The organism is Roseomonas gilardii subsp. gilardii (assembly GCF_023078375.1).
Taxonomy (GTDB): Bacteria; Pseudomonadota; Alphaproteobacteria; order Acetobacterales; family Acetobacteraceae; genus Roseomonas; species Roseomonas gilardii.
Genome location: NZ_CP095554.1, coordinates 864161 through 890867 on the forward strand (window position 1 = coordinate 864161; position 26707 = coordinate 890867).

The following is a 26707-nucleotide window of genomic DNA, read 5'->3' on the forward strand; positions in this document are numbered from 1 at the left end:
GGGGTTGCGAGGGGGGTGTTCAGCGCGGGGTGAGGCGCAGCAGCGTGACCTGGGCCGTCACCGGCAGGGTGATGCCGCCGCCGGAAAGGGCGGCCTCCTGGAAGCGGGCATCCTCGTTGGGGCGGTTCACGGCGGCCTGGCGGACCCGGTCGCCGAAAGCGATCCGCACCTCCTGCGGTGGCACCGGCGTCTCGGTGAAGCTGTGCACGTCCCAGAGCGACTTTGCCAGCCAGAGGGCCAGGAGGAAGCTGCCGTCGCGCTTCTGGAACAGGCAGGTTTCCAGCCCCTCCGTCTCGCCGGACAGGTTGACCGGCAGCCGGGCGGGGGCGAAGGCGGGGCCGGGGTCGGAGAAGGCGGCGATCAGGTTGCGCATGGCGTGGAAGGCCGGCTTGCGCGACCCGTCATGCCGCAGCCAGCCGAAATTCTGCTCTGGATCGTCCTTGTCCGTGCCCTGGTCGAAGAACTCGTACTTGAAGCTGCGCGCCACGCCGAAGCGGCGGTAGTACAGGAAGAGGCGCGGTTCATAGGCGGCGGAGACGGGTTCCGGGCAGCCGGAATGTGGGTTGGTGGTCCGCGCCTTCTGCGTGATCGCGTTGTGGTAGCCGACTTCGGTGGCGACGAAGGGCGCCTTGGCGCCCAGCAGCGGCGTGACCAGCAGGTCGCGCGCCCAGCGCAGGCTGCCATAGCCGTTGTCGCCCCAGCCCCCGGTCTCCGGCATGCGGCCGGCCGGATAGGGGTGGATATTGCCATACTCGGCATAGGGGGCCTGCCGGGCGAAGCGCGCCCGGTTGCCCGCCTGGATCAGAGCCGAGGCGATCACCGGGATGTCCCGCGCCCGGCCGATCCCGGACAGGATGCGCTGATGGTCGATCGCCATCTCCGGCGTGTGCCCCGGGCGGCCGCCCCACCAGCCATCGGGCTCGTTCACGCCCTCCAGCATGGCGATGTTCTCGCGGCCGACCTCATCCAGCGCCCGGGACAGTTCCACCGAGGAGGTTGCCTCCGGCCCGCTGAGCAGGGTCAGCCGGATGCCGAGCTGGGCCACCTGCCGCAACCTGGTCAGGACGCCACGATCCAGGCCGACACCATCGCGCGCGTGGCGGATGCGCAGCTCCCGCAGTGCCGGCAGGATCACCTTCTCCCAGCGGTCGCCCTCGATATAGCTGTTGCCGGGCCAGCAATGGATGTTGACGCCGATGCTGTCCACGAGCGAGTCGGCGGCCATGGCCTGCATGCCCTGGCCCTCCGCCCCACCGGCACCGGGCGCGGCGCGGGCCGGGGCGATCCACCCCGCCGCAGCCCCGGCCGAGGCCGCCAGCAGGCCCGCGCCGATCCGCCGCCGCGTCAGGCCGGGGAGGTTGCGCCGCACCGTCACGAGCGGGCGGGCTCCGGGGCCGGTTGCGGGGCCGGCTCCGTCAGCGCCAACCCCGCCCCGGGCACCGGGCCGCGAAGGACCTCGCCTCCATGCAGCCCGGCGGGCGCCTGGGCCCGGGCGCGCTCCAGCGCCTCGTCCACCACGGCCTTGAAGCGGCTGCGGAAACGCTCGGTGGAGAAGCGCCGCGCATTGGCCAGGCAGTTCTCCGGCGTGAAGCGTGCCCGGCTGCCCTCGAAGGCATGGACGGCCGCGATCACCGCCTCTTCCGTCTGCTCCGCGAAGAAGAGGCCGGTCGGGTCGGCATGGTCGGGGCCCAGCACGGTCTCCGCCAGGCCGCCGGCGCCATAGGCGATCACCGGCGTGCCGGCGGCCTGGGCCTCCACCGCGGTGATGCCGAAATCCTCGATGCCGGCGAACAGGAAGGCCTGCGCCCCGGCCAGGAGGCGATGCACCTCCGGCGTCGGCACGCGGCCCAGGACCTCGACATTCGGCACCTTCATCTCCCGCAGGCGCTTCAGCTCCGGCCCGTTGCCGACGATCTTCAGGCGCTTCTCCGGCATACGGGCGAAGGCGCGCGCCAGGAGCTCCACGCGCTTATAGGGCACGAGCCGGCAGACGGAGAGGTAGTAATCCTCCTTCTCCACCGAACCGAGCGGCGGCAGTGTGTCCACATAGACCGGGGGGTGCACCACCCCGGCTTCCCGCCGGTGCGTGCGGCGCAGGCGGTTGGCCACGAAGGCGGAATTGGCCACCATCGTTTCGGGCCGCTGCGCCGCGCAGAAGTCCCAGATCCGGGCGGAATGCAGCATGCGCCGGGCCAGCCAGCTCTTCGGCCCGCGTTCCATCTTCGCCTCACGCAGGTATTCGTGCTGCAGGTCCCAGGCATAGCGCATCGGCGAATGCACGTAGGACACATGCGGCTGGTCGGGCCGCGTGAGCACGCCGTAAGCCACGCTGTGGTGGCTGGTGATCACAAGATCGTAGCCGGTCACGTCAAATTGTTCGACGGCGAGCGGCCAGAGCGGCAGCAATGAGCGATACAGGCGCTCGATCTTCGGGATCTTCTGGAGAAAGGACGTCCGCACCGGCCGCCCGCCCAGGAAGGCCCGCTGATCGGGTGGCACCACATCCACCACGGCGAAGATGTCTGCCTGCGGATAAAGCGCCAGGATCTGCTCGATCACCCGCTCCGCGCCGCCATAGGCGGAAATCGAGTCGCTCACGAGGGCTATTCGCATTGTCGGTTTCCTGTTGAGGACGGTCACCCGGCTTGTTCGCCTTCCATAGGACGTTCCTTGATCGGCCCGAAGATGGGCGATTCAACGGCCGTGCATGTTTCATCCATCGATCACAGGCAATCCAAGATCAACTACGAGTTGAATGAAGTAAAAAATCATCAACCTAAAGTAAGAGTTGTTTTCGAAAAATGATCCGAGTATCTTTATCAAGATTGTTCGAAAAGTTTTGCTCGCTTTTGCCCATATTGCGGTGCAAAAGATAGGGCGACCCCACGAACCACGACAGCACGACAGCACGAGAAGTCGGACATCCGGTTCGTGTTCAACTGACCGGTATTGTGTTGAGGGATACAACATGGGCGACCCAAGACGCATTAAGACCAATCCGGCGATCCGGAAGATGCTGTCTCAGCCGGCGGCCTTTCGTCCGCAGCGACGCCAGCGGCCCCGCCGGGGCACGCTTCGGCTGTTCATGGCGATTGGTGACTATGCACAGGTCATGGCGGTGGGGCTGGCGCTTTGCCTCGTCTTCCAGGCCGCACCGACGCCGGATCTGAACCTGAGCCTGGGCCGTGTGGCCGGCGTCGGGATGCTGGCGGCGACGCTGGCGCTCTTCGTGCGCCGTGGCCTGCGCCGCACCAGCGCCCATCATGTCGGCTCCACCTATGTTTCCTCCGTCCGCAGCGCGGCGGCGGTGGTGATCGCCTTCGGCGGCATCGCCATGGGCCGTCTGCTGCTGGGCGCCGCGACCGGCCTGGGCGGCGACCTGCTGCTGCTGGCGAGCTGGGCCGTCATCTCCACCGCGCTGGCCGCGGCGCTGCGCCTGGTGGGCACGCGGCTGATCGCCGGGCCGGAAAGCCTGACCACCAATATCGTGGTCCTCGGCCCCTCGCCCCAGGCCGGCGCCCTGGCGCGCATCCTGACCGAGCGCAGCCGAGGCCATCGCCAGGTTCTGGCGGTGCTGCAGGACGACCTGCCCGAGAACATGGTCATGCTCGACCAGCTGATCGAGCAGGGCGAGGTGGACATCATCGCCCTGGCCGGCATGGACGCCGAGGGCATCCAGGCCATCTGCGAGGAGTTCGGCGACCGCCCGGTGCATATCTGCGTCGGCTTCGACGCGGTGGCGCTGGAGCGTGCCGCCCGCGGCTCCAGCCACCTGGACGATCCGGTCCTGCTGCGCCTGCTGCCGGGCCAGTTCGACGACTGGCGTGATTCGGTGAAGCGGGGCCTCGACATCGCCCTGGTGCTCGCCTCGCTGCCGCTCATCGCGCCGGTGCTGATCCTGGCGGCCATCGCCATCAAGCTGGACTCGCCCGGCCCGGTCTTCTTCCGCCAGTGGCGCTTCGGCCTCGGCACGCAGCCCGTGCAGATCCTGAAGTTCCGGAGCATGTACACGGACAGGGGCGACACCACCGGCGAGGCCCGGACCACGGCCCGCGATTCACGCGTGACCCGGGTCGGCCGCATCCTCCGCCGCACCAGCATCGACGAGCTGCCGCAGCTCCTGAACGTGCTGCGGGGGGATATGTCCCTGGTCGGGCCGCGGCCGCATGCGACGCATATGAAGGTCGAGGGCAACTACTACTTCGAGGCCGTGGAGCACTATCGCCTCCGTCACCGCGTGAAGCCGGGCCTGACCGGCTGGGCGCAGGTCAACGGTTCCCGTGGCGAGGTGGATACGCTGGACAAGGCCTATCGCCGCGTGGATCTCGATCTCTGGTACATCGACAACTGGTCGATCACCCTGGACCTGAAGATCATCTTCAAGACCGTGTTCGGCGGCTTCGCGACGCTGAAGGCCGACTGAGATCAAGGGAAAGCCGGCGCGGCGACACTTCGCCCCTCCGCGTCTCGGATTTCACCAGACAGGCTCAGGCACGAATGCCTGCGACCATCCGGACCTGCCGGTCCCCCCCCTTCCTGACCAGAAGGGGGGATTTTTTGTCAGAACAGCCGATAAACCACGAAGCCGGTCACAAGCCAGAAGACCGCCCCCAGCGCGGATGCCCAGGCCAGCCCCCGCCATAGCGATCCGCCTTCTTCCTCATGGGCCCTGTCGGGGGTGATGGCGGGATTTTCGCCTTGCCGTGGCTTGGGCCAGGGAAAGGGGTAGGTCGAGTTCCGTGACAAGGGGCGCCGGAGCTGGTCCGGCTGGTTTGGGGCACGGGGTGACAGATCCAATGCGTCCGTCACGATGATGTCTCCGGCACGAGGCTCACTGGATTTAATCCCCAGCACGCGAAAACGCAAAGACTAAATACAACTATAGGAAGTGATATAAAAGTCTCAAGACCCGGCTGGAAACTTCGTCCAGGGAGTGGCCATGCGGTGGCGGCAGATATCCATGGCCAGGATCATCCGCGATGGCGGTTGAGAAAACGTTAAGGGCCGGCTTCAGGCGCCCTGTCCCCTTTCCGGATAAAGACAGGCCGGAAGTGGATGCCGGGTACTGCGTCAGGCGAGAGCCCGCCTTATCCGGACGGTGGGCTTTGGCGCCGCTTTCGTGGCTAGGCTGATGGAGGCTCCACTTCGCCCCGGCCCCGCCTTTGGTTGGCGCGGCATGCGAAGTCGGCCTCTGGCCTGATCCCTGGAAACAGATGGATCAGCGGGGCTTCCGGACAAGAAAAATCACCATCTTTGCGCCGGTGGCGTCCACAGCCGCAGGAGAGCCAGGCTCTCCGGCGCGATCCGGTCGCAGCAGGCGCCAACGAATCGGGTCCAGGGCGCGCGACGTCCTGGCGGAGTGGGGGCTTGGGGGCGAGGCGGAGCCTTGCCCCCAAAGGACAGCGAAACCAGAACAGCCAGGAGCGGGAGAAAGCCGCTGAGCGCCTTGTGTGGCCGCTCAATTTTCGCTTGAGAACATTTTTTCTTCGCTTATCTTCCTTTTGCGGGGCCTGACGTCCTGTGATGCCGCGCGGCCGCCGCAAAGGCGGCAGGGAGAGGAGCGAGGAACTTGGCCAGCCAGACGGATTACGATCTTCTCGTCGTTGGCGGCGGCATCAACGGCGCCGGCATCGCCCGCGACGCGGCCGGGCGGGGGCTGAAGGTCCTGTTGGTCGAGCAGGACGATTTCGCCCGCCATACCTCGTCCGCCAGCACCAAGCTGATCCATGGCGGGCTGCGTTACCTCGAATATTACGAATTCCGGCTGGTGCGGGAGGCGCTGATCGAGCGCGAGCGCCTGCTGGCCGCGGCGCCGCATATCATCTGGCCGCTGCGCTTCGTGCTGCCGCACCGGAACGATGTCCGCCCGGCCTGGATGATCCGGCTGGGCCTGTTCCTGTACGACCATCTGGGTGGACGCAAGCGCCTGCCGGGCTCGGCAGGTGTTCGTTTCCGAAACTCGCCACTCGGTTCCGCGCTCAAGCCGGGGGTGGAGCGCGGCTTCGTCTATTCCGACTGCTGGGTGCAGGACAGCCGGCTGGTGGTGCTGAACGCCCGCGACGCGGCGGAGAAGGGGGCGGAACTGCACACCCGCACCCGCTTCCTCGGCGCGGAGCGCGAGGGTGGCCTTTGGCGCGCGGAGATCGAGGATCTGCGCGGCGGCCAGCGGCGCATGGTCACGGCCCGGATCCTGGTCAACGCCGCCGGCCCCTGGGTGAGCGAACTGCTGACCCGGCGCCTGAAGATCGATGATGCGGACAGGGTCCGGCTGGTCAAGGGCAGCCACATCGTGGTGCCACGCCTCTACGAGGGCGACCATTGCTACATCCTGCAGAATCCCGATCGCCGTATCGTCTTCGCCATCCCCTACGAAAGCGATTTCACACTGATCGGCACCACGGACGTGCCCTGGAACGAGGCGCCCGGCCCGGTTTCGATCAGCGCGGAGGAGACGCGGTATCTCTGCGATACGGTCAACCGCTACTTCCGGCGGGAGGTCGCGCCGGAGGATGTGGTCTGGAGCTATGCGGGCGTGCGGCCGCTCTATGACGACGCCGCGAAGAACGCCTCGGCGGTCACGCGCGATTACGTGCTGAAAGTGGATGCGCCGGAAGGGCGGGCGCCGCTGCTGTCCGTCTTCGGCGGCAAGATCACCACCTACCGCAAGCTGGCGGAACATGCGCTGGAGAAGCTGGCGCCGCATCTGCCTGGGCTGAAGCCCGCCTGGACGGAAACCGCGCCCCTGCCCGGTGGAGACATGCCGGATGCGGATTTCGACCGCTTCCTGGCCGGGCTGCGGCAACGTTTCCCCTTCCTGCCGGAGGGCCTGTCCCATCGCCTTGCCCGGGCCTATGGCACCCGGGCCGACCGGCTGCTGGGCGCGGCCCGGCACCTGGAGGATCTGGGCGAGGATTTCGGCGGCGGGCTGAGGCGGGCCGAGGTGGATTACCTGATCCGCGAGGAATGGGCAGTCACGGCGGAGGATATCCTCTGGCGCCGCTCCAAGCTCGGGCTGCATGTCCCGGCCGGGACGGCGGAGCGGCTGGAGGCCTATCTGGTGCAGGCGCGTCCGGCGCGCGAAACCCTTTCCGCCGCCTGAACCCCCTGGACAGCCTGTCCGGTCCCGAGAAACGTCCTCCGGAAGCCAACGAGCATGAGCGAAGCCCGCCACGTCCTGTCCATCGACCAGGGCACGACCTCGACCCGCAGCATCGTCTTCGATGCCGGGGCGAATCCGGTCGCCATCGCGCGCCGGGAATTCGCCCAGCATTATCCGGACGATGGCTGGGTCGAGCACGAGCCGGAGGATATCTGGCGCGATGTGGTGGACACGGTGCGGGAGGCGCTGGACCATGCCGGGCTCACGGACGGTGCCGGGGTGGCGGCCATCGGCATCACCAACCAGCGCGAGACGGTGGTGCTGTGGGAGCGTGCCACTGGCAGGCCCGTCCACCGCGCGATCGTCTGGCAGGACCGCCGCACCGCCGCCCTTTGCGCGGGGCTGAAGCAGGAGGGAGCGGAGGAGCTGGTGCGCGCCCGCACCGGCCTGTTGCTGGACCCCTATTTCTCCGCCACCAAGCTGGCCTGGCTGCTCGACAACCTGCCGGGGATGCGGGAGCGGGCGGAGCGCGGCGAACTCGCCTTCGGCACGATCGACTGTTTCCTGCTGTGGCGCCTGACCGGCGGCAAGGTGCATGCGACGGATGCCACCAACGCCTCGCGCACCCTGCTCTTCGACATCCACCGCCAGTGCTGGGACGCCGGGCTGCTGAAGCTCTTCCGTATCCCGGAAGCCCTGTTGCCGGAGGTACGGGACAACAGCACCGTTTTCGGCGAGACCGACCCGGCGCTGTTCGGCCGTGCCATTCCCATCGCCGGCATGGCGGGCGACCAGCAGGCGGCGGTAATCGGCCAGGCCTGCTTCGCGCCGGGCATGGCCAAGTCCACCTACGGCACCGGCTGCTTCATGCTGCTGAACACCGGCGAGAAGCCGGTCTCCTCGGACAACCGCATGCTGACCACCGTGGCCTATCGCCTCGGCGGCAGGACGGTCTATGCCGAGGAAGGGGCGATCTTCGTCGCCGGCGCCGCGATCAAATGGCTGCGCGACGGCGTGGGGGTGATCACCCATGCCTCGCAGACGGACGACATGGCCACCCGGGTTCCGGACAGCCACGGCGTCTACATGGTGCCGGCCTTCGTGGGCCTGGGCGCGCCGCACTGGGATCCGGAGGCACGCGCCCTGATCTGCGGCCTGACCTTCAGCGCGACGGCGGCGCATCTGGCGCGGGCGGCGCTGGAATCCGTGGCCTTCCAGACGCTCGACCTCGCCGGGGCGATGCAGCGGGATGGCGCCGGACAACTGAAGACCATCCGGGTCGATGGCGGCATGTCGGCGAATGACTGGTTCTGCCAGTTCCTGGCCGACATGCTGCAGGCCGAGGTGGAGCGCCCCGCCTGCCTGGAGACCACCTCCATGGGGGCCGCCTTCCTGGCCGGCCTCGCGGTCGGTGTCTGGAAGGACTTGGACGAGGTCGCCGCCACCTGGAAGCGGGGGGCTGTCTTCAAGCCGCGCATGGATGGGGAGCAGCGGACCCGCATGATCGCGGGGTGGAAGGATGCCCTGAAGCGCACCCTTCCGGCGAAATAGTCTCCCGCCCCCTCACCCGGGGGAGAAGTTTGTGGATAACGGGGATATTGACTGTGGAGTCCCACGCACAGGCTGCGTGATCCCCGCCACAGGGCTCACAACCCCGTCCCGGGAACGGCCGGCTCAGCCGGAGCTGCCGTTCCCGCCCTTTCCGTCCTGCTGCTTCTGGTCCTGCTTCTCGGCGGCATGGCGGCGATGGACGCCCACGGCACAGCCCGCCGCGGCGCCCGCCACGGCATGGCCTTTGCCGACGAAATGCCCCGCCACCGCGCCCACCGCACCGTCCTTGATGCAGCCGCCTTCCTTGGCCGAGGCTGGGGCGCTCAGTGGCGGTGCGGATAGCAGGCCGAGCCCCAGCAGTGGGGCCGCGAGGGCGGAGAGGGTGATACGACGACGCATGCAGCGGTCCTCCGAAGCTCTTTGCCTGGAAGCAACGCCGCACGGGGCGGGCGGGGTGATTGCCGCCGGATGAAGCCCGCGACATCCGCCGCCGGAAGGACCTCCCCCGGCGGCGGACCGGTCAGGCCCAGCGGATGTCGTAGAACTGCGGCAGCCCGCTGCGCATCCCCGTCAGCTTCGCGCTGAACACGGTCTGCGGGTAATAGGCGCCGAGCGGCAGGTAGGTCGGCTCCCGCATGAAGTCGGCCTGGATCTCCCGGCAGATGCGCTTCTGCTCGGCCTCGTCCGGCGCGTCGAACCATTGCTGGCGCAGCTCCTCCAGCTTCGGCGCTTTCGGCCAACCGAACCAGGCTTTGTCGCCGTTGCCGCGTAGGCCGAGATGGCTCGCCGGGTCGAAGTTGTTGGTGCCGGTCAGGTTGGTGATGAAGGCGTTCCAGCCGCCCTGGGCGGGCGGGTCCTTCTTCGCGCGGCGCTGCACCACCGTGCCCCAGTCCGTCGTCTGGAGGTCCAGCTTCATGCCCGCGCGGCGCATCATGTCGGCGACCACGAGGCCCGCCGCGTTCTGGTCCGGATAGTCGGTCGCCACCAGCAGAGCCACAGCCTCCCCCTTGTAGCCGGCGGCGGCGAGGTCGCGCTTCACCTTGTCCATGTCGCGCGGGCTGGCGAGCGCCTCCATCCCCGCATCGTTGGCGAAGGGCGTGCCGGGGCTGAAGACGCCGACATTGTCCTTCCACATGCTGCGGTCCTCGCCGGCGATGGACATCATCACGTCGCTCTGGCTCACCCCGCCCAGCAGGGCACGGCGGATCGCGGGATTGTCGAAGGGCGGATGCAGCGTGTTGAAGCGCATGATGGCCATGTTGCCGGAGGGGTCCAGCATCGAGCTCTTCAGGCCGCGGTTGCCCTTCAGCAGCGGCATCAGATCCGCCGTCGGCGTCTGCCACCAGTCGGCCTCGCCGTTCAGCATGGCATTCGCGGCGGTGGAGGCATCGGGGATGACCCGCCACTCGATCCGGTCGAAATGGGCGCGCTTCGGCCCGGCGGTGAAGCTGGGCGTGCCGTCGGCGCGCGGCACATAGCCTTCGAACCGCTCATAGACCGCGAGCGAACCGGCGACATGCTCGCTGGCCTTGTAGCGGAAGGGGCCGCTGCCGACCATCTCGTCCACGCGGGTGAAGGGGTCGGTCTTGGCCAGGCGCTCCGGCATGATCGCCGGCATCGAGGTGCCGGTCTTGCCCAGGGCGTTCGGCAGCAGGGGGAAGGGCTTCTTCAGCCGGAAGCGGAAGCGCCGGTCGTCGACGACGGAGAGCTCGTCCGTCGCGGCCATCAGCGCGGCGGCGAAGGCATCGCGCGCGGCGATGCGGCGGATGCTGGTGACGGCGTCGATGGCGCGCACCGGCTCGCCATCATGGAACTTCATTCCTTCGCGCAGCGTCAGGGTCCAGAGCCTGCCGTCATTCTCGACGACATGCCCCTCCACCATCTGCGGCTGCATCGCATAGCTCTCGTCCTGGCCATAGAGCGTGTCGAAGACGAGATAGCCATGGTTGCGGGTGACGGTGGCGGTGGTCCACATCGGGTCCAGCACCGTTGAGTCGCTCTCAGGGATGAAGCGCAGCAGCTTGTTCTCCGCGCCCAGGCCGAGGCGTGGCATGGACAGCGCCCCGAAGGCGCCCATCGCTGCGGTGGCGGAAAGGAACTGGCGTCGCTGCATGGCAAGGGGATTCCCATTTTCCCGGAATGGCCGGTCAAGGGGAATGGCATTCCCCGCCCGGATGTGACGGCGCCATGCTTCCTCTCCTGCCGTGCCGGCCGCAAGGGGGATGGCGTGGATCGCGATCCGTCTGCCGCCGTGCAGGCTACACGCCGGGCGGGCGCTGCTTGGACAGGACGTGGCGGATCTTGCGGGCCAGGGCCTCCCGCGTATAGGGCTTGGACAGGAGCTCGACCCCCGGGTCCAGCCGGCCGCCATGGACGATGCCGTTCTCGGTGTAGCCCGAGGTGAAGAGCACGGCGATGCCGGGCAGCCTTTCCCGCGCCTTGCGGGCCAGTTCCGGACTGCGCAGCGTCCCCGGCATGACGACGTCGGTGAAGAGCAGGTCCACGGCGGCCCCGCTCTCGATCACGGTCAGGGCGCTGGCGGCGTCGCGTGCCGTCAGGATCTGGTAGCCCAGATCGTTCAGCATCTCCACCACCGTGGCCCGGACGCTGTCGTCGTCCTCGACCACCAGCACGGTCTCCCGGCCCCCGGCGATGGGGGTGGTTTCCAGCGAGACGGGCTGATCCTCGCCCTGGTGCGCGCGGGGCAGATAGAGCCGGACGACGGTGCCCTGGCCCGGCTCGCTGTAGATCTTCACATGGCCGCCTGACTGCTTGACGAAGCCGTGCACCATGGAAAGGCCGAGCCCACTCCCCTTGCCGTCGGGCTTGGTGGAGAAGAAGGGCTCGAAGGCCTGCCGCACCACCTCCGGCGGCATGCCGCTGCCCGTGTCGCTCACGGCCAGGAGCACGTACTGCCCGGGCACGACATCGGCGTGCAGCCGCGCATAGTCGGCATCCAGCATGGCGTTGCCGGCCTCGATGGTGATGCGGCCGCAGCCCGCCATCGCGTCCCGCGCGTTGATGGCGAGATTGAGCAGCGCGTTCTCCAGCTGCGTCGGGTCGATCAGGGTGTTCCACAGCCCGCCGGACACGACCGTCTCGATCTCGATCGCATCGCCCAGGCTGCGGCGCAGCATGTCCTCCATGCCGGCGATCAGCCGTCCGACATTGACCACCTTCGGCTCCAGCGGCTGGCGCCGCCCGAAGGCGAGGAGCTGGGCGGCGAGCTTGGCGCCGCGCTGCACACCGGCCATGGCGTTGGCGAGGCGGCGCTCCGCCTTCTCCCGCCCCGTGACATCCGCCGCCAGGAGCTGCAGGTTGCCCGAGACCACCTGGAGGAGGTTGTTGAAGTCGTGCGCCACCCCGCCGGTGAGCTTGCCGATCGCCTCCATCTTCTGGGCCTGCTGCAGGGCGAGCTCGGCCTGCCGGCGCTCGGCGATCTCGGTGGCGACGCGGGCCTCCAGCGTCTCGTTGAGCTGCCGCAGGCGTTCCTCGGCCTCGCGCCGCTGCGCGATCTCGCGCTCCGCGGCCTGCAGGAGACGGGCATTGTCGATCGCCACCGCCGCCTGCCCGGCCAGGCTCACCAAGCTGCTTTCGCTGCCGTCGTCGAAGCGGCCTGGCTCGCGATGACCGAAGAGCAGGGCGCCGATCGGGGCCCCGGTGCGGGAGCGGACCGGCACGGCGAGGTAGCTGCGCACCGGCAGATGGCCCGGCGGCATGCCGGCATGGGGCGCGTTGCGGCCATAGCGCGGGTCGCGGGTCACGTCGTCGGAGCGGACCACCGCGCGGCCCTCGAAGCTGGGCACGAGGAGAGGCGTCTTGCGCGGCATCGGGAAGCCCGCGAAGGCCGCGGGATCAGCCCCCGACAGGGCATAGAGGCGGTAGTCCTGTCCGGTCTCGCCCTCCGCGTTATAGAAGAAGGCGCCGAATTCCGCGCCGGTCAGCGCGACGCCCGCATCGACGGCGAGCTGGGTGAGGCGGCCGACATCGAGCTCGCTCGTGATCGAGATGCCGGCGCGGTTCACCGTCGCCAGTGTCTCGGTCTTCTGCCGCAGCGCCATCAGCGCCGCCTGTTCCCGCTGTCGGCCGATGACCTGGTCGGTGACCTCGATCGTCGCGCAGAGCAGGCCGGCGATGCGGCCGGATTCGTCGCGCAGCGGTGTGTAGGAGAAGGTGAACCAGGTGTCTTCCCACCGGCCGTGGCGCAGCATCGGGATGGGCAGCTCGCGGAAATGGCTGGCCTCGCCCGCCAGGGTGCGCTCCACGATGGGACCGAACTGCGGCCAGATATCGGCCCAGACCTCGGCGAAGGGTTTGCCGAGGGCCTGCGGATGCCGCTCGGGGAAGATCGGCACATAGGCGTCGTTGTAGAGGAAGGCGAGGTCTGGTCCCCAGGCGACGAACTTCGCCTGACGGGCGTTGAACACCATCTCGGCCATGGTGCGCAGGGAGCCCGGCCATTGGGAAACCGGTCCCAGTCCGCTGGCCTCGAAGCCCGGTTGCCGCACCAGTGCACCGATATCGCCGCCGCCGAACGGCCACGGCCCCTGGGCTGCCTCTGTGGTGATCCTGGTCAGCATTGCTACTCGGTTCTGCGGCGGCCAGCCCCGATCCGGCGCCGGGATGAGCGGGGAACAGTGCTCCTCCGGGATGACGGGGAGGTCGGGAGAGCCATGATGCCACCCCGGCAGGGCCTTCGCCAGACGGAGCGCCGGAGGGGGCGAATGGGGTGACGGAGCGGGAGGGATGGTGGGATATTGTGGGCGGGGGGCCGGGACAGGCCATGCAGCTTTCGCCTGTCCTGCCGGTTCCCCTGCCATGATGGAGCGCGGGGGCGCGGGCCGGGCCAGGGCCCGGCCGCTTTCCGCCCGCCAGAGGAGAGCTGTCATGAAGGCTGTCGGCTATCGCAGGAACCTGCCCATCGCCCATGATGAATCCCTGATCGACCTGGAACTGCCCGTGCCGGAGCCCGGGCCGCACGACCTGCGCGTCGCGGTGAAGGCGGTCTCGGTCAACCCGGTGGACACCAAGGTGCGCAACGGCATGGCGCCACCCGAGGGCGAGGCCCGGGTGCTGGGCTATGATGCCGCCGGGGTGGTGGAGGCGGTGGGGCCGGCCGTGACGCTCTTCCGGCCAGGGGACGAGGTGTTCTATGCCGGCAGCATCGATCGTCCGGGCACGGACAGCGAATTCCATCTGGTGGACGAGCGGATCGTCGGCCGCAAGCCGGCCAGCCTTTCCTTCACCGAGGTCGCTGCCCTGCCGCTGACCGCCATCACCGCCTGGGAGCTGCTCTTCGACCGGCTGGGCGTGCCCTATGGCGCCCTGACCGGAGGACCCATGGCGGGGGGCGGGACGCTGCTGGTCATCAACGGCGCCGGCGGCGTGGGCTCCATCCTGACGCAACTCGCCCGGCGCCTGACCGGGCTGACCGTGGTGGCCACCGCCTCCCGCCCCGCCACCATCGAATGGTGCCGGAAGATGGGCGCGCATCACGTGATCGACCATCACCGCCCGCTCGACGAGGCGCTGCGGGAGGTGAGGATCGGGCAGGCGGAATATGTCGCCAGCCTTTCCGCCTCCGACCGGCATCAGGCTGCCGTGGCGAAGCTGATCGCGCCGCAGGGCAAGGTGGCGCTGATCGACGACCCGAAGACCTATGACATCATGCCGTTCAAGCGGAAATGCGTCTCGGTCCACTGGGAGTACATGTTCGTGCGCCCTGTCTTCCGGACGGCGGACATGATCGCCCAGCACCGGCTGCTGAACGCCGTCGCGGCCCTGGTGGACGAAGGCTTCCTGCGCAGCACGCTGCACGAGGAGGCCGGCACGATCAACGCCGACAACCTGCGCCGCGTCCATGCCACGCTGGAAAGTGGGCGGGCCATCGGCAAGACCGTGCTGACGGGGTTCTGAGACGGGCGGCTGTCATGGCGGCGCGATCCGTTGCAGCAGGTCGCGCAGCCCGACACGGCGCCGGGTGGCCAGGGGATGGCCGGCGAGGTCCTCGGGTGGCACGGGCTCCGTGGTTCATGCGGCTGGACGTGCCGGCGGAGATGGGCCTGGCTGAGGGAGCTGGGGCTGGAGGATGCCGGGCCCGCCACCGGCATGGCGCGGGGCGCAACGCCACGCAACGTCGCCCTGGTCAGCCAGGCGCTGGGCTGAGGAGATCCGGATGAGCCTCGTCTACAAGTCGGAGCCGGTGCGGGGCACCGCCTGGGCCGCACGCTTCGCCAGGGCGCTGCCGGACCTGCCTTTCCATGTCTGGCCGGAAACGGGCGACCCGGCCGCCGTGCGCTACCTCGCCGCCTGGCAGCCGCCGGAGGACCTCGCCACGCGCTTCCCGGCGCTGGAGGTGCTGTTCTCGGTGGGGGCAGGAGTGGATCAGTTCGACCTGCGCGCTCTGCCGCCGGCCCTGCGCGTGGTACGCATGATCGAGCCGGGGCTGGAGGCGGGGATGGCGGAGTACGTCACTCTTTCCGTACTCGCCCTGCATCGCGGCCTGCCGCTTTACCTCGAACGCCAGCGGCAGTGCCTGTGGCAGCCGGAGAAGCCGGTGCCGGCGGCGCAGCGGCGCGTCGGCGTGCTCGGCCTGGGCGTGCTGGGGCGGGCGGTGCTGGAGAGGCTGCGCGGTTTCGGCTTCCCCCTGTCGGGCTGGAGCCGTGGCCGTCACGACCTGCCCGGCATCGTCTGCCATGCGGGACTGGAGGAACTGCCTGCCTTCCTGGCGGGTGCCGATATCCTCGTCTGCCTGTTGCCGCTGACGGTGGAAACGCGCGGCCTGCTGGGCCGCCACAGCCTCGCCGCCCTGCCGCGTGGCGCCGGGCTGGTGAATGTGGGGCGCGGCCCGCATCTGGTGGCCGGCGACCTGCTGGCGGCGCTGGATTCGGGGCATATTTCGGCGGCAATCCTGGATGTCTGCGACCCGGAACCACCACCGCCCGATCACCCCTTCTGGGGGCATCCGCGCATCTGGATGACCCCACATATCGCCAGCACCACCAGCCATGAGGCGGGGGCCGATGCCCTGATCGCCAATATCCTGCGCCACCGGAGGGGGAGCCGATGCAGGGCGAGGTGGAACGCAGCCGGGGCTACTGACGGCCTCGGGTTGCGCTTGTGGCCGCCCCCATCCGCCAGGACGCTGCGCGCCCTGACCCGGTTTGATGGCGCTTGTTGTCGCCTGCAGGGAGCCCCGCTGATCCACTTGCTCTCAGGGATCGGGCTACGGACTGACCTTGCCAACCGGCGCCAACTCAAGGCGGGGTCTGGGGACATACCATGTCCCCAGCGGTGGGGGTTCCGGGGGCAGGCGGAGCCTCCCCCGGGGCCGGACGCCGGCGTGACACCTGAATGTCAGGCCAGCATCCGCGTATCGCCATCCACGGAGATGGCCTGCCCCGAGATCGTGGCGCCGCGCTGGCTGCAAAGGAACAGGATCTGATCCGCGAGCTGGCGCGGCGTCACGTAGTCCTTGATCGAGGTGTAGGAGAAGGCGATCCGCTCCATTTCCGTGAAGCCGATGCCGCGCTGCTGCGCCTTCGCCTCCAGCACGCGGCGCTGCCGGTCGCCGGCGACGAGGCCCGGCAGGATGGCGTTCACGCGGATGCCGGCTTCGCCGAGCTCGATGGCGAGCGACTTGGTGAAGCCGATGACGCCCCATTTCGCCGCCGCATAGGGGCTGCGGAAGCCGAAGCCGTACTTTCCCGCCGCCGAGGAGAGGTTGACGATCGAGGCATTGCCGCTCTTGCGCAGATGCGGGATGGCGAGCCGCGCGCAGTTGAACTGGCTGGTCAGGCAGACCTCGATGCAGCGGTCCCAGTCCTCGGGGTGGATCTCCTCCACGGGGCCGGTCGGGCCGGCGATGCCGGCATTGTTCACCAGCACGTCGAGCCCGCCGAGGGTGGCGATGGCCGTCTCGAAGAGCGAGGCCACCTGCGCCCGGTCGGCCACATCCGTGACCTGATGCCCGATACCCTCGGGCAGGGTGGCGAGCCCCGCCGCATCCACGTCACAGGTGAAGACGCGCGCGCCTTCCTCGGCGAAGGCCTCCACGATGCTGCGCCCGATCCCCGCCGCGCCCGCCGTCACCAGCACGCGCAGCCCGCTCATGCCCAGGTCCATTCTTTTCCGTCCTCCCTGTCAGGCGCTGGCCGTCAGCCTTCCGGCAGGCGTCCATGCGCGATGATGAAATCCGCCGCGTCGCGGATATCGGCGGCGATGGCGGCGCTGGCGCCGGCGGCGTCACCCGCCTCGATGGCCGCCAGGGCCTCCGCATGGCGCCGCAGCGCCGAACCCTGGCGCACGCGCTCGGGATGTTCCCGCAGGTCGAGATTCAGCACCGGTCCGGCCTTCAGCCAGAGGCGCGCGATGATCTCCTGCAGCGGCAGCAGCGAGGCGGCGCGGTAGATGGTGAAGTGCACGTCGCGGTTCAGCGCGACGAGGCGCACGCGGTCCGGCTCCTTCTCCTCCGCCATCCGGCGGAAGGCGCTCTCCGCCCTGCGGATCGCGGCCAGGGCCTCGGCGCTGCGATGCGTGGCGGCGCGTGCCGCGGCCAGCCCTTCCACGGCCATCCGTGTCTCGGCCAGGGCCTCGAACTCGCTCTGGCTCATCACCGGCACGCGGACGGCGCGGCCCGGCGTGACCTCCAGCGCCTGTTCCGCCACCAGCCGGCTCACCGCCTCCCGCACCGGCATCACGGAGACACCGAGGGCCGCGGCGCTGTCGCGCAGGGAGAGCCTTTCGCCGGGGCCGAGCCGGCCCGAGGCCAGGAGTTCGGAGAGCGCGGCATAGACGGTCTCGCCCAGGGTGCGTCGGGCGAGGGGGGAAGGTCAGCGAGAGCCGCGGCGGAGGTCATGAAGGAGACTGGACAAGAGCTGATGCTTTCGGCAAGCTAACTGTGATCACAGATCACAACAAGGGCCGAAGAGCCCTGTTGAGGGGATAAAGACGATGTCCAAGAACGTGCTGCTGCCACGTCGCGGCCTCCTCATGGCCGGCGCCGCGACCATTCTTCCTGTCGGCCTGGCCCGCCCGGCCCTTTCGCAGGGGCAGCCGGACGTCATCCGCATCGGGCACCTGACGCCGCGCACGGGCTTCCTCGGCCCGCTCGGCGAGTTCGCGGTGCAGGCGGTGCAGCTCGCCACCGAGGAGATCAATGCCGGTGGCGGCATCAACGGCCGCAAGGTCGAGGTGCTGTACGAGGACAGCGTCAACCCGCAGACCGCCTCGGCCAAGGCCGAGCGCCTGACGCAGCGCGACAAGGTCGCCTGTATCGTGGGCGAGATCAATTCCGCCTCGGCGTTGGCCATCGGGCAGGTGGTGCAGCGGGAGAAGGTGCTGTTCATCAACACCGGCGCCAATTCCGACGCGCTGCGCGGCTCCGACTGCCGCCGCTTCATGTTCCACACCGAGTCGCAGAACTCGATGATGGTGAAGACCGCCGGGCGCGCCATCCTCGAACAGGGGCTGGTGAAGGGGAAGAAGTACTACGCGATGACCGCCGACTACGCCTTCGGCCATGACCTGCTGCGCGTCGCCAAGAAGTTCCTCGGTGAGAACGGCGCCACGGCGGCGGGCGAGGATCTCGTGCCGACCGAGCTCACCGATTTCTCGCCCTTCCTGCTGAAGATCCGTCAGGCGCGGCCGGATGTGGTGATCGGCAACCTGGCCGGCGCGCAGGTCACGAACTTCCTAAAGCAGTACAGCGAGTTCGGGCTGAGCTATCCGGTCGCGGGCTTCGGCTTCGACATCGCGCTGGCCTGGGGTGCCGGGCAGGGCAACTTCCTCGGCACCTGGCCGGTCGTCTGGCACCACATGCTGGAGGCGCCCTCCGCGAAGAAGTTCGCCGATGCCTATCGCGCCAAGTGGAAGAAGCCGCCCGAGAACCAGGGCTGGAGCGACTACACGGCGATGAAGGTCATCGCGCAGTCGATGAACGAGCTGAAATCCATCGAGCCCGCCAAGGTGGTCGAGCATCTGGAGAAGGGCGCGAAGTTCGATATCTCCAAGAGCCGCGAGGGCTATTTCCGCGCCTGGGACCACCAGCTGATGATGGAGATGTACGCCATCACCGCCCTGCCGCCGGATCAGGTGAAGAACCAGTACGACATCTTCAGGCCGGATGGCAGCTTCCCCAAGCCCGATGAGAGCCTGGAAAGCATCGCCACCACCCAGGCGGAGAACGCCTGCACCTTCCCGGCCTGACCGCCGTCACACGCCGCGCCCGCCGCCGGGAGGGCGGGCGCGGCCATCGACGTGACCCTTGGGGGGAATGCGGATCGTGGAATTCGTCTTCGTTCTGGAGCAGGTCCTCAACGGCCTGCTGATCGGCGCCTATTACCTGCTCATCGCCCTGGGCCTGTCGCTGATCTTCAGCCTGGGCGGCATCGTCAACCTCGCGCATGGCGCCTTCTACGCCATCGGCGCCTATCTCGCCGTGGCGCTGACGCCCACGATCGGCTTCGGCGGCGCGCTGGTGGTCTCGCCCGTGGCGGTGGCGCTGCTCGGCCTGCTGGTGGAACGCTTCATGCTCCGCCGCTTCTACCGGGGCGACCCGATCCTGAGCCTGCTGCTGACCTTCGGCCTGGCCATGGTGGCGGAACAGGCGCTGCGCATGATCTTCGGCGCCGCGCCGCTGCCCTTCTCCATCCCACTCTGGCTGCGCGGCCAGGTCTTCATCGGCGACTTCATCTATTCCAAGTACCGGCTCATCATCCTGTGCGTCGCCGTGCTCTGCGTCGCGGGGCTCTGGCTGCTGCTGACGCGCACGCCCTTCGGCCGCGTGGTGCGGGCGGGGGTGCAGAACCCGGACATGGTGGCGGCGCTCGGCATCTCGCTGAAGCCCTACATGACGGCGGTGGTGATGATCGCGGTCGGGCTCGCCGCGCTGGCCGGCACGATGATGGCGCCCGTGACCGGCGTGACGCCGACCATGGGCGCGGAGATCCTGACCTTCGCCTTCGTCGTGGTGGTGATCGGCGGCCTCGGCTCCTTCTGGGGCGTGGTGCTGGCGGCGCTCATCGTCGGCGTGGTGCGCGGCCTCGCCGCCTACTACTTCCCCCCGGCCACCGAGGCCTCCGTCTATCTGCTGATGGTCCTCGTCCTGCTGCTGCGCCCGCGCGGCCTGCTGGGCGAGCGCATCCAGCGCTTCGAGTGAGGTTCCCGTGATGCCTCTCGACACCTCCTCCACCCTGAATCCGCCGGCGCTGCGCCGCCCCGGCGCCGCCGGGCCGCTGGCGCAGCTCCTGGCGGCCGCCGTCATGCTGGTGGCGCTGCCCTTCCTGATGGAGGCGATCGGCCTCACCATGACCACCGCCACGGATGTGGTGGTCTTCGCCATCGCCGTGATGGGGCTGAACATCCTGGTCGGCTGGACCGGACTGGTCTCCTTCGGCCATGGCGCCTGGTTCGGCATCGGCGCCTATGCGGCGGCGCTGCTGCAGCGGCATTTCCTGCCGGCGGACATGCTGCTGCCGGGCCTGGGCGCGCTGGTGATCGTGGCGGCGGCCTCGCTGGTCGCGGGGGCGCTGATCCTGCGGCGGCGCGGCGTGTATTTCTCGCTGCTGACGCTGGCCTTCACCGCGATGCTCTTCGCCATCGCCTTCCGCTGGACCGAGCTGACCGGCGGCGAGAACGGGCTCGGCAACGTGCGGCGCTATGCCGTGCTGGACGACCCCTACGCCTATTACGCCGTCGTGGCCGTGGTGGGCTTCGCCGTGCTGCTCGGGCTGTGGCGCCTGCGCCGCGCGCCGCTCGGCACGGTGCTGGTGGCGATCCGCGAGAACGAGCAGCGCGCCGGCTTCATCGGCTACAGCACCAACCGCTACAAGCTGGTGGCCTTCGCGCTGTCCGCCACGATCACCGGCCTGGCCGGGGTGCTCAGCGTCTACAACCACCGCTTCGCCTCGGCCGATCCCATCGCCATCGCCTTCTCGGGCGAGCTCCTGGCCATGGTGGTCATCGGTGGCATGCGCTCCTTCCTCGGGCCGGCCCTGGGCGCGCTCTTCTACATCCTGTTCCGCGAGTTCCTGAGCATCTACACGGCGAACTGGCTGCTGGTCTTCGGACTCCTCTTCGTCGGCTTCATCCTCTTCTCCCCGGACGGGCTGGTGGGCATCGGCAAGCGCCTGCTGAAGCCCTTCCGGCGCGAGGCCACGGAAGGCGCCGCCATGTCCGCCCGCCGCGCCGGGGCCAGCGGCCGCATCCCCGCGCGTTTCATCCGCGAGGGCGCCGTGGCGGGGCCGGTGCTGTCCGCCGAGGCGATGCGCAAGAGCTTCGGCCCGGTGAAGGCGGTGCAGGGGGTATCGATCGCCGTGGAGGACCGGCGCCTGCACGCGCTGATCGGCCCGAACGGCGCGGGCAAGACCACGGCCTTCAACCTGCTCTCCGGCATGTTCCCGCTGGATGAAGGGCGGGTGATGCTGGACGGGCAGAGGGTGGACGGCATGGAGCCGCATGCCATCACCCAGGCCGGGCTGGGGCGCAGCTTCCAGATCACCAACCTCTTCCCTGGCCTGTCGGTGGAGGAGAATATCCGCCTCGCCGTTCAGGCGCGGCACCCGGCCCGCTTCAACGCCTGGCGCGACGCGGAATCCATCCCCGAGTTGCGCCGGGACACGGAGGAGCTACTGCGCTGGACGGGCCTTTCCGGCGTGGAGCGGGCGGAGGCGGGCAGCCTTTCCTATGGCGGGCAGCGGCTGCTCGACATGGGGCTGGCCCTGGCCACGAAGCCGCGCATCCTGCTGCTGGACGAGCCGCTGGCCGGCCTCGCCGCGGCGGAGCGGGAGCGTGTGGGCGACCTGATCAAGTCGCTCTCCGCCGACATTCCCGTGCTGCTGGTGGAACACGACATCGACCGTGTCTTCCGCATGGCCGACCGGGTGACGGTGATGGCCGACGGCGCCGTGCTGGTGGATGGCACGGTGGAACAGGCGCGCGACGATGCGCGGGTGCAGGCGGTCTATCTCGGTTCCGGCGCGGATGCCGTGGCCGCGAAGCCGCGTGTCAGCGCCGCGACGGAACGCGACCTGCTGGTGATGGAGAAGGTCAACACCTTCTACGGCAAGTCGCATATCCTGAACGACGTGACGCTGACGGTGCGGCAGGGCGAGATCGTGGCCCTGCTCGGCCGCAACGGCGCGGGCAAGTCCACCCTGCTCAAGACGCTGATCGGCACGGCGCGCCCGGCCTCCGGACGGATCGCGCTGGGCGGCGACGAGATCGCGGGCCTGCCGCCGGACCGGATCGCCCGGCGCGGCATGGGCTTCGTGCCCCAGGGGCGCGGTCTCTTCGCCGGCATGACCGTGGGCGAGAATCTCGGCCTCGGGCGGCTCAAGCGCCTGACCGGCGCGGGCGTGCACTGGGAGGAGGAGCGTGTGCTCGAATTCTTCCCACGGCTGCGCGAGCGCTGGAACGTCGCGGCGGACCGTCTCTCGGGCGGCGAGCAGCAGATGGTGGCGGTGGCCCGGGCCCTGTCCGGCGACACGCGGCTGCTGCTGCTGGACGAGCCCTTCGAGGGACTTTCCCCGGCGGTGACGGAGGAGCTGTTCGAGTGCTTCGACCGGCTGCGCCAGGAAGTCTCGATCATCATCGTGGATCATCATCTCGATCTCGCCCTGGCCCTGTCGGACCGGACCGTGGCGCTGGAACGCGGCGCGGTGCAGTGGCTCGGTGAATCCCGGCTGCTGCGCGAGGACGAGGAACTGCGTCGGAAGGTGCTGTGGCTGTGAGCATGCGTGTCTGCATCGCGGGGAGCGGCCTGATCGGCCGCGCCTGGGGAATGATCTTCGCCCGGGCGGGCTGGGAGGTCCGGCTCTGGGACCCGGTGGAGGGCGTGGCGGAGAAGGCGCGCGCCCTCTGCGCCGAGGGGCTGGGAAACCTGGCGGAGCACGGGCTCTGCCAGGACCCGGAAGGGGCGGCTGCCCGTATCCGGGCGGCGAAGGACCTCGCCGCCGCGCTCGACGGCGTGGAGTTCGTGCAGGAGAACGGACCGGAGGTGCTGGAGGTGAAGCGGGCACTGTTCCGCGAACTCGACGCTCTGGCGCCGCGCGGGGCCATCATCGCCTCCTCCTCCTCCGCCATCCGCTGCTCGCTCTTCACCGAGGATCTGCCGGGGCGGGCGCGCTGCCTGATCGGGCATCCGGTGAACCCGCCGCATCTGGTGCCGGTGGTGGAGATTTCCGGCGCCGGATGGACCGATCCCACCGTGGTGGTGCGGGCGCGGGAGATCTACGATTCCATCGGCCAGGTGCCGGTCACGGTGCTGAAGGAGATCGAGGGCTTCGTGCTCAACCGCCTCCAGGGTGCGTTGCTGGCCGAGGCCTTCCGCCTCGTCGAGGAAGGCTATGTCACGCCGCAGGATCTGGACCGCACGGTGGCGGACGGGCTCGGCCTGCGCTGGAGCTTCCTCGGCCCCTTCGCGACCATCGAGCTGAACGCGCCGGGCGGCATCCCCGACTACTGCGCCCGCTACACCGGCTTCTACCGACGCCTCGCCGCCGATCCGGCCGGGCCGGAGGTCTTCGACGAGGCGAAGACCGGCGAGATCATGCGGCAATGGCCGCGACGTGACGACCTGCCCGAGCGGATGCAGTGGCGCGACGCGCGCCTCGCCGCCTTGCGGGCACACAAGCAGGAACAGGAGACACGCTGAGCATGGCCACCAAGCGCAAGGTCATCATCACCTGCGCCGTCACGGGCGCGATCCATACGCCGAGCATGTCGCCGCACCTGCCGGTGACACCGGAGGAAATCGCGGAGGCCGCGATCGGCGCCGCCGAGGCCGGGGCGGCGATCGTCCACCTGCACGCACGCAATCCGGAGACCGGCGAGCCGGACCAGACGCCGGACGCCTTCGCGAAGTTCCTGCCGGTCATCAAGCAGCGCACGAACTGCGTGGTGAACCTGACCACCGGCGGCGCGCCGACCATGAGCATCGAGGAGCGCGTCCGTCCCGCCGCCACCTTCAAGCCGGAAGTGGCCTCGCTGAACCTGGGCTCGATGAATTTCGGCCTGTTCGGGATGCTCGACCGCTTCAAGGACCTGAAGCATGAGTGGGAGCGGAGCTACCTCGCCAACAAGGACATCATCTTCCGCAACACTTTCGGACAGATCGAGTATATCCTGACCACCTGTGCCGGCAACGACACTCGCTTCGAGTTCGAGTGCTATGACACGGCTCATCTCTACAACCTGAAGTACTTCTTCGACCGCGGGCTGGTGAAGGCTCCGCTCTTCATCCAGACGGTCTTCGGCCTGCAGGGCGGCATCGGCGCGCATCCGGAGGATGTGATGCACATGAAGCGCACGGCCGACCGGCTCTTCGGCGACAACTATCGCTGGTCCGTGCTCGGTGCCGGGCGCAACCAGCTCCCCATCGCGGCCATGGCGGCGGCCATGGGCGGCAACGTCCGCGTCGGGCTGGAGGACAGCCTCTGGGCCGGGCCGGGCAAGCTCGCCGCCAGCAATGCGGAGCAGGTGCGGCTGGTGCGGCAGATCATCGAGGGCCTCGGCCTGGATGTCGCCACCCCGGACGAGGCGCGGGAGATCCTGTCGCTCAAGGGTGGAGACCGCGTGGGGTTCTAGAGTCTGTCAGATTGTTTCTGAATCGAGAATTGACTTCTGCGACGCGGGGCGGCCGTGATTCAAGATGGCTGCTGGATGGGAGGCCAGCGGCGATGGCTCGAGCCCTTTCCCTGGATTTGCGGATCCGTGTGGCAGCTGCGTTGGCTGGTGGGTCGACGGTTCGAGAAGCGGCGAAACGCTTTGGCGTCTCGGTCGCCAGTGCGGTACGGATTGGTCAACTTGCCCGATCCGGGCATGGTCTGGCGGCCCGCAAGGTGGGGGCAATCGTCGGCCGAGACTGCTGGATGCGACCGAAGCATTGACCAGCCGCCTTGCGGCGAAGTCGGATTGGACCGTGCGGGCACTTGCCGCCGACCTGAAGGCCGGCGGCATCGACGTGTCGCATGACACGGTCTGGCGTTTTATGCGCCGCCAAGGCCTCACCTTCAAAAAAAACTTTGCTGGCAAGCGAGACGGAACGGCCGAGCCTGGCGCGTCTGAGGGCCCGTTGGCGGACCCGTCAACATCGGTTTGATCCGGCCCGCCTGGTCTTCATTGACGAGACATGGGTGAAGACCAACATGACCCGCACACGAGGCTGGAGCCTGCGCGGGGCGCCGCTCCTGGCCAAGGTGCCGCACGGGCACTGGAAGACGCTGACGTTCCTGGCCGGATTGCGGCACGATCGCATCGTCGCCCCCTGCGTCATCGACGGACCGATCAACGGCTTGTCCTTCACAGCATGGGTGCGACAGTTCCTGCTGCCGACCCTCGGGCCGCGAGACATCGTCATCGCCGACAACCTTGGCAGTCATAAGGGAAAACCAGCCCGCGATGCGATCCGGAGCGTCGGTGCCAGGCTGCTCTTCCTGCCGCCCTACAGCCCCGACCTCAACCCGATCGAGATGGTCTTCGCCAAGCTCAAGACCCTCCTGCGAAAGGCCGATGAACGCTCCATCGATGCCACCTGGCGCAAGATCGGCGACTTGCTCTTGACCTTCACCGCCGACGAATGCGCCGCATACCTCCGCCATGCCGGCTATGCTTCTATTTGAACCTGACAGACTCTAGCTTTCCCACAGCCCAGGGAGGACCGGCGGCAGGCCGGCCTCCTCATGGGGCGGGGCGGCTGCGTCAGATCAGCTCGCGATAGACGGAAGCGATCCTCTCGCTGATCACCGGCCAGGCGAAATGCCTCTCGGCATAGTGGCGGCAGGCCGCTTCGTCCGGCAGGCGCCCCGGTGTGGTCAGCGCCGCGGCCAGTCCCGAGGCGATGCTGTCCGCATCGCTTCCAGGCAGCACCAGATCGGGCGAAAGGCCGGAAACCACCTCCGGCAGGCCGCCGACCGGCGTCACCAGGACCGGCGTGCCCGAGGCCAGGGCCTCGACCGCGATCAGGCCAAAGCCCTCCAGCGCCGCGGTGGGGACGACGACGAGATCCGTGGCCCGGTAGGCGACCGGCAGCAGTTCGTCCGGAACGAAACCGGCGAAGCGGACCGTATCCTCCAGCCCATGCCGGCGCACCAGTTCCTCCAGCGCCAGCCGTTCCGGGCCCTTGCCGACGATGTAGAGCACGGCGTCCACCTGCTTCTGGCGCAGGGCCGCCATGGCCTCGATCAGCCGGTCCAGCCCCATGCGCCGCACCAGGCGCCGCACGGCGAGCAGCACGGGCCGGTCCTGCACCCAGCCCATCCGGGTCCGCGCCTCCGCGCGGCTGCCCTGCGCGGTGAAGGTGGAGAGATCAGCGCCGCCCGGCACCAGCCGCAACGCGGAATCCCGCACGCCGTAATGCTCCTGCGCGATCCGGCCGAAAGCTTCCGACAGCACGATCACCCGCTGAGCCCGGCGATAGACTGCTGTCTCGATCAGCTTCTTGACGCGCACGGAATGGCTGCCGGCCCCTTCCGCCGCGCTTTCCAGCGCCCAGGGACCATGAAAATGCACCACCAGTGGCAGGCCGCGCAGCTTATCGAGGATGGGCAGGGTGTAGAGCGCGAAATGCGAGGTCGCGAGCGCGGGGCGGGGCCGCAGCAACTCGCTGGCCGCCGCGCGGATCGCGCGGGCGCGGTTCAGCATCGACGCATCGGCCGGAAAGCTGCGGAAGCGGCCCTGCGTGTCGATCTCGGCCCGCCCCTTGCCGGGAACGATGCCGCGGGATTCGAAGCCCAGTTTCTCCAGGCCGAGATAGAGGTTGTAGAAGACGTTCTCGGCGCCGCCTTTGTGTTCCGGGAACCAGCCGCTGCCGACCTGGAAGATGCGCTGTGTCACGGATGTGCTACGCCTTTGTCCCGGGGGCTGGGGGATTGCTGCATGCCAGAACGGCGTTGGAGAGACATTCCTGTCATGGAAGAACTCCGGCGATAAGGGGCAGGCCACGGGCTGCCGGGGCTGGGATGTCGAGCAACCCGCATCGCGACAGGTGCCCGCCGGCGCACAGCACGCCGGATCATCGCATGAATTGCCATTTTATGAGAAACATGAGACTCCGTCCAA

General features: G+C 68.8%; 18 protein-coding genes and 1 pseudogene. 11 read left to right on the forward strand and 8 right to left on the reverse strand.

The genetic code is table 11. The features are described 5' to 3' along the window. Positions 1-19 precede the first annotated feature (19 nt). Both MVG78_RS04030 and MVG78_RS04035 read right to left on the reverse strand, forming a co-directional pair. Complete coding sequence (locus tag MVG78_RS04030; protein WP_247558409.1) at positions 20-1375, reverse strand: hypothetical protein; 1356 nt, start codon at positions 1373-1375, stop codon at positions 20-22. Further along, a complete protein-coding gene (locus MVG78_RS04035; protein WP_247558411.1) occupies positions 1372-2613 on the reverse strand; it encodes a glycosyltransferase in 1242 nt (413 codons plus the stop codon). The genes MVG78_RS04030 and MVG78_RS04035 overlap by 4 nt, the downstream gene beginning before the upstream one ends. Positions 2614-3085: 472 nt before the next feature. On the opposite strand from MVG78_RS04035, the gene MVG78_RS04040 reads away from it, so the two are divergent. The 3 genes from MVG78_RS04040 (at position 3086) to glpK (ending at position 8650) form a co-directional block, all read left to right on the forward strand. Next, entirely contained in the window at positions 3086-4423 is a 1338-nt protein-coding gene (locus MVG78_RS04040; protein WP_247558414.1) for a sugar transferase, read from the forward strand. A 1146-nt stretch (positions 4424-5569) separates the two neighbouring features. Further along, complete coding sequence (gene glpD, locus MVG78_RS04045) at positions 5570-7099, forward strand: glycerol-3-phosphate dehydrogenase (protein WP_247558416.1); 1530 nt, start codon at positions 5570-5572, stop codon at positions 7097-7099. Positions 7100-7153: 54 nt separating this feature from the next. Further along, positions 7154-8650, forward strand: coding sequence for a glycerol kinase GlpK (gene glpK, locus MVG78_RS04050; RefSeq protein WP_247558419.1), 1497 nt, complete (start codon positions 7154-7156; stop codon positions 8648-8650). 123 nt (positions 8651-8773) lie between these two features. Here the strand turns inward: glpK and MVG78_RS04055 are convergent, their stop codons facing one another. From MVG78_RS04055 to MVG78_RS04065, 3 genes are all read right to left on the reverse strand, one after another. Beyond that, positions 8774-9049 (reverse strand): hypothetical protein, encoded by a 276-nt coding sequence (locus tag MVG78_RS04055; protein ID WP_247558421.1) that lies wholly within the window; start codon positions 9047-9049, stop codon positions 8774-8776. 121 nt (positions 9050-9170) lie between these two features. Further along, positions 9171-10763, reverse strand: a complete 1593-nt coding sequence (locus MVG78_RS04060; protein WP_247558423.1) for an ABC transporter substrate-binding protein — start codon at positions 10761-10763, stop codon at positions 9171-9173. Positions 10764-10908: 145 nt separating this feature from the next. Then, the gene (locus tag MVG78_RS04065) at positions 10909-13230 is read right to left on the reverse strand and encodes an ATP-binding protein (protein ID WP_247558426.1); all 2322 of its coding nucleotides are present in this window, start codon (positions 13228-13230) and stop codon (positions 10909-10911) included. A 307-nt stretch (positions 13231-13537) separates the two neighbouring features. Between MVG78_RS04065 and MVG78_RS04070 the strand changes: the two genes are divergently transcribed. Next, positions 13538-14566, forward strand: coding sequence for a zinc-binding alcohol dehydrogenase family protein (locus MVG78_RS04070; protein WP_247558428.1), 1029 nt, complete (start codon positions 13538-13540; stop codon positions 14564-14566). Positions 14567-14825: 259 nt separating this feature from the next. Continuing rightward, positions 14826-16094 (forward strand): 2-hydroxyacid dehydrogenase, encoded by a 1269-nt coding sequence (locus MVG78_RS04075; RefSeq protein WP_345892857.1) that lies wholly within the window; start codon positions 14826-14828, stop codon positions 16092-16094. On the opposite strand, the gene MVG78_RS04080 is transcribed toward MVG78_RS04075, so the two are convergent. Continuing rightward, on the reverse strand, positions 16007-16762 hold the full coding sequence (locus tag MVG78_RS04080) for an SDR family oxidoreductase (RefSeq protein WP_247558429.1): 756 nt from the start codon (positions 16760-16762) through the stop codon (positions 16007-16009). The genes MVG78_RS04075 and MVG78_RS04080 overlap by 88 nt on opposite strands. A 44-nt stretch (positions 16763-16806) precedes the next feature. Then, complete coding sequence (locus MVG78_RS04085; protein WP_345892875.1) at positions 16807-17457, reverse strand: GntR family transcriptional regulator; 651 nt, start codon at positions 17455-17457, stop codon at positions 16807-16809. A gap of 145 nt (positions 17458-17602) precedes the next feature. On the opposite strand from MVG78_RS04085, the gene MVG78_RS04090 reads away from it, so the two are divergent. From MVG78_RS04090 to MVG78_RS04115, 6 genes and pseudogenes are all read left to right on the forward strand, one after another. Next, entirely contained in the window at positions 17603-18856 is a 1254-nt protein-coding gene (locus MVG78_RS04090; RefSeq protein ID WP_247558432.1) for an ABC transporter substrate-binding protein, read from the forward strand. 67 nt (positions 18857-18923) lie between these two features. Next, complete coding sequence (locus tag MVG78_RS04095; RefSeq protein WP_247558436.1) at positions 18924-19808, forward strand: branched-chain amino acid ABC transporter permease; 885 nt, start codon at positions 18924-18926, stop codon at positions 19806-19808. A 10-nt stretch (positions 19809-19818) separates the two neighbouring features. Further along, on the forward strand, positions 19819-22380 hold the full coding sequence (locus tag MVG78_RS04100; protein WP_247558438.1) for a branched-chain amino acid ABC transporter ATP-binding protein/permease: 2562 nt from the start codon (positions 19819-19821) through the stop codon (positions 22378-22380). A 2-nt stretch (positions 22381-22382) separates the two neighbouring features. Then, positions 22383-23303, forward strand: coding sequence for a 3-hydroxyacyl-CoA dehydrogenase (locus MVG78_RS04105; protein ID WP_247560303.1), 921 nt, complete (start codon positions 22383-22385; stop codon positions 23301-23303). 2 nt (positions 23304-23305) lie between these two features. Continuing rightward, entirely contained in the window at positions 23306-24235 is a 930-nt protein-coding gene (gene kce / locus MVG78_RS04110) for a 3,5-dioxohexanoate:acetyl-CoA acetone transferase (protein ID WP_247558441.1), read from the forward strand. 92 nt (positions 24236-24327) lie between these two features. Next, positions 24328-25269, forward strand: a pseudogene (locus MVG78_RS04115) (IS630 family transposase). Positions 25270-25348: 79 nt separating this feature from the next. Here the strand turns inward: MVG78_RS04115 and MVG78_RS04120 are convergent. Then, entirely contained in the window at positions 25349-26482 is a 1134-nt protein-coding gene (locus MVG78_RS04120; protein ID WP_247558443.1) for a glycosyltransferase family 4 protein, read from the reverse strand. Positions 26483-26707: the final 225 nt, after the last annotated feature.

Coding starts and splice junctions, on each gene's coding strand:
- MVG78_RS04100 (WP_247558438.1), top strand. CDS start 19,819: ATGCCTCTCGACACCTCCTCCACCCTGAATCCGCCGGCGCTGCGCCGC.
- glpK (WP_247558419.1), top strand. CDS start 7,154: ATGAGCGAAGCCCGCCACGTCCTGTCCATCGACCAGGGCACGACCTCG.
- MVG78_RS04070 (WP_247558428.1), top strand. CDS start 13,538: ATGAAGGCTGTCGGCTATCGCAGGAACCTGCCCATCGCCCATGATGAA.
- MVG78_RS04095 (WP_247558436.1), top strand. CDS start 18,924: ATGCGGATCGTGGAATTCGTCTTCGTTCTGGAGCAGGTCCTCAACGGC.
- MVG78_RS04040 (WP_247558414.1), top strand. CDS start 3,086: ATGGCGATTGGTGACTATGCACAGGTCATGGCGGTGGGGCTGGCGCTT.
- MVG78_RS04105 (WP_247560303.1), top strand. CDS start 22,383: ATGCGTGTCTGCATCGCGGGGAGCGGCCTGATCGGCCGCGCCTGGGGA.
- kce (WP_247558441.1), top strand. CDS start 23,306: ATGGCCACCAAGCGCAAGGTCATCATCACCTGCGCCGTCACGGGCGCG.
- MVG78_RS04090 (WP_247558432.1), top strand. CDS start 17,603: ATGTCCAAGAACGTGCTGCTGCCACGTCGCGGCCTCCTCATGGCCGGC.
- MVG78_RS04060 (WP_247558423.1), bottom strand. CDS start 10,763: ATGCAGCGACGCCAGTTCCTTTCCGCCACCGCAGCGATGGGCGCCTTC.
- MVG78_RS04075 (WP_345892857.1), top strand. CDS start 14,826: ATGAGCCTCGTCTACAAGTCGGAGCCGGTGCGGGGCACCGCCTGGGCC.
- MVG78_RS04065 (WP_247558426.1), bottom strand. CDS start 13,230: ATGCTGACCAGGATCACCACAGAGGCAGCCCAGGGGCCGTGGCCGTTC.
- MVG78_RS04080 (WP_247558429.1), bottom strand. CDS start 16,762: ATGAGCGGGCTGCGCGTGCTGGTGACGGCGGGCGCGGCGGGGATCGGG.
- MVG78_RS04055 (WP_247558421.1), bottom strand. CDS start 9,049: ATGCGTCGTCGTATCACCCTCTCCGCCCTCGCGGCCCCACTGCTGGGG.
- MVG78_RS04035 (WP_247558411.1), bottom strand. CDS start 2,613: ATGCGAATAGCCCTCGTGAGCGACTCGATTTCCGCCTATGGCGGCGCG.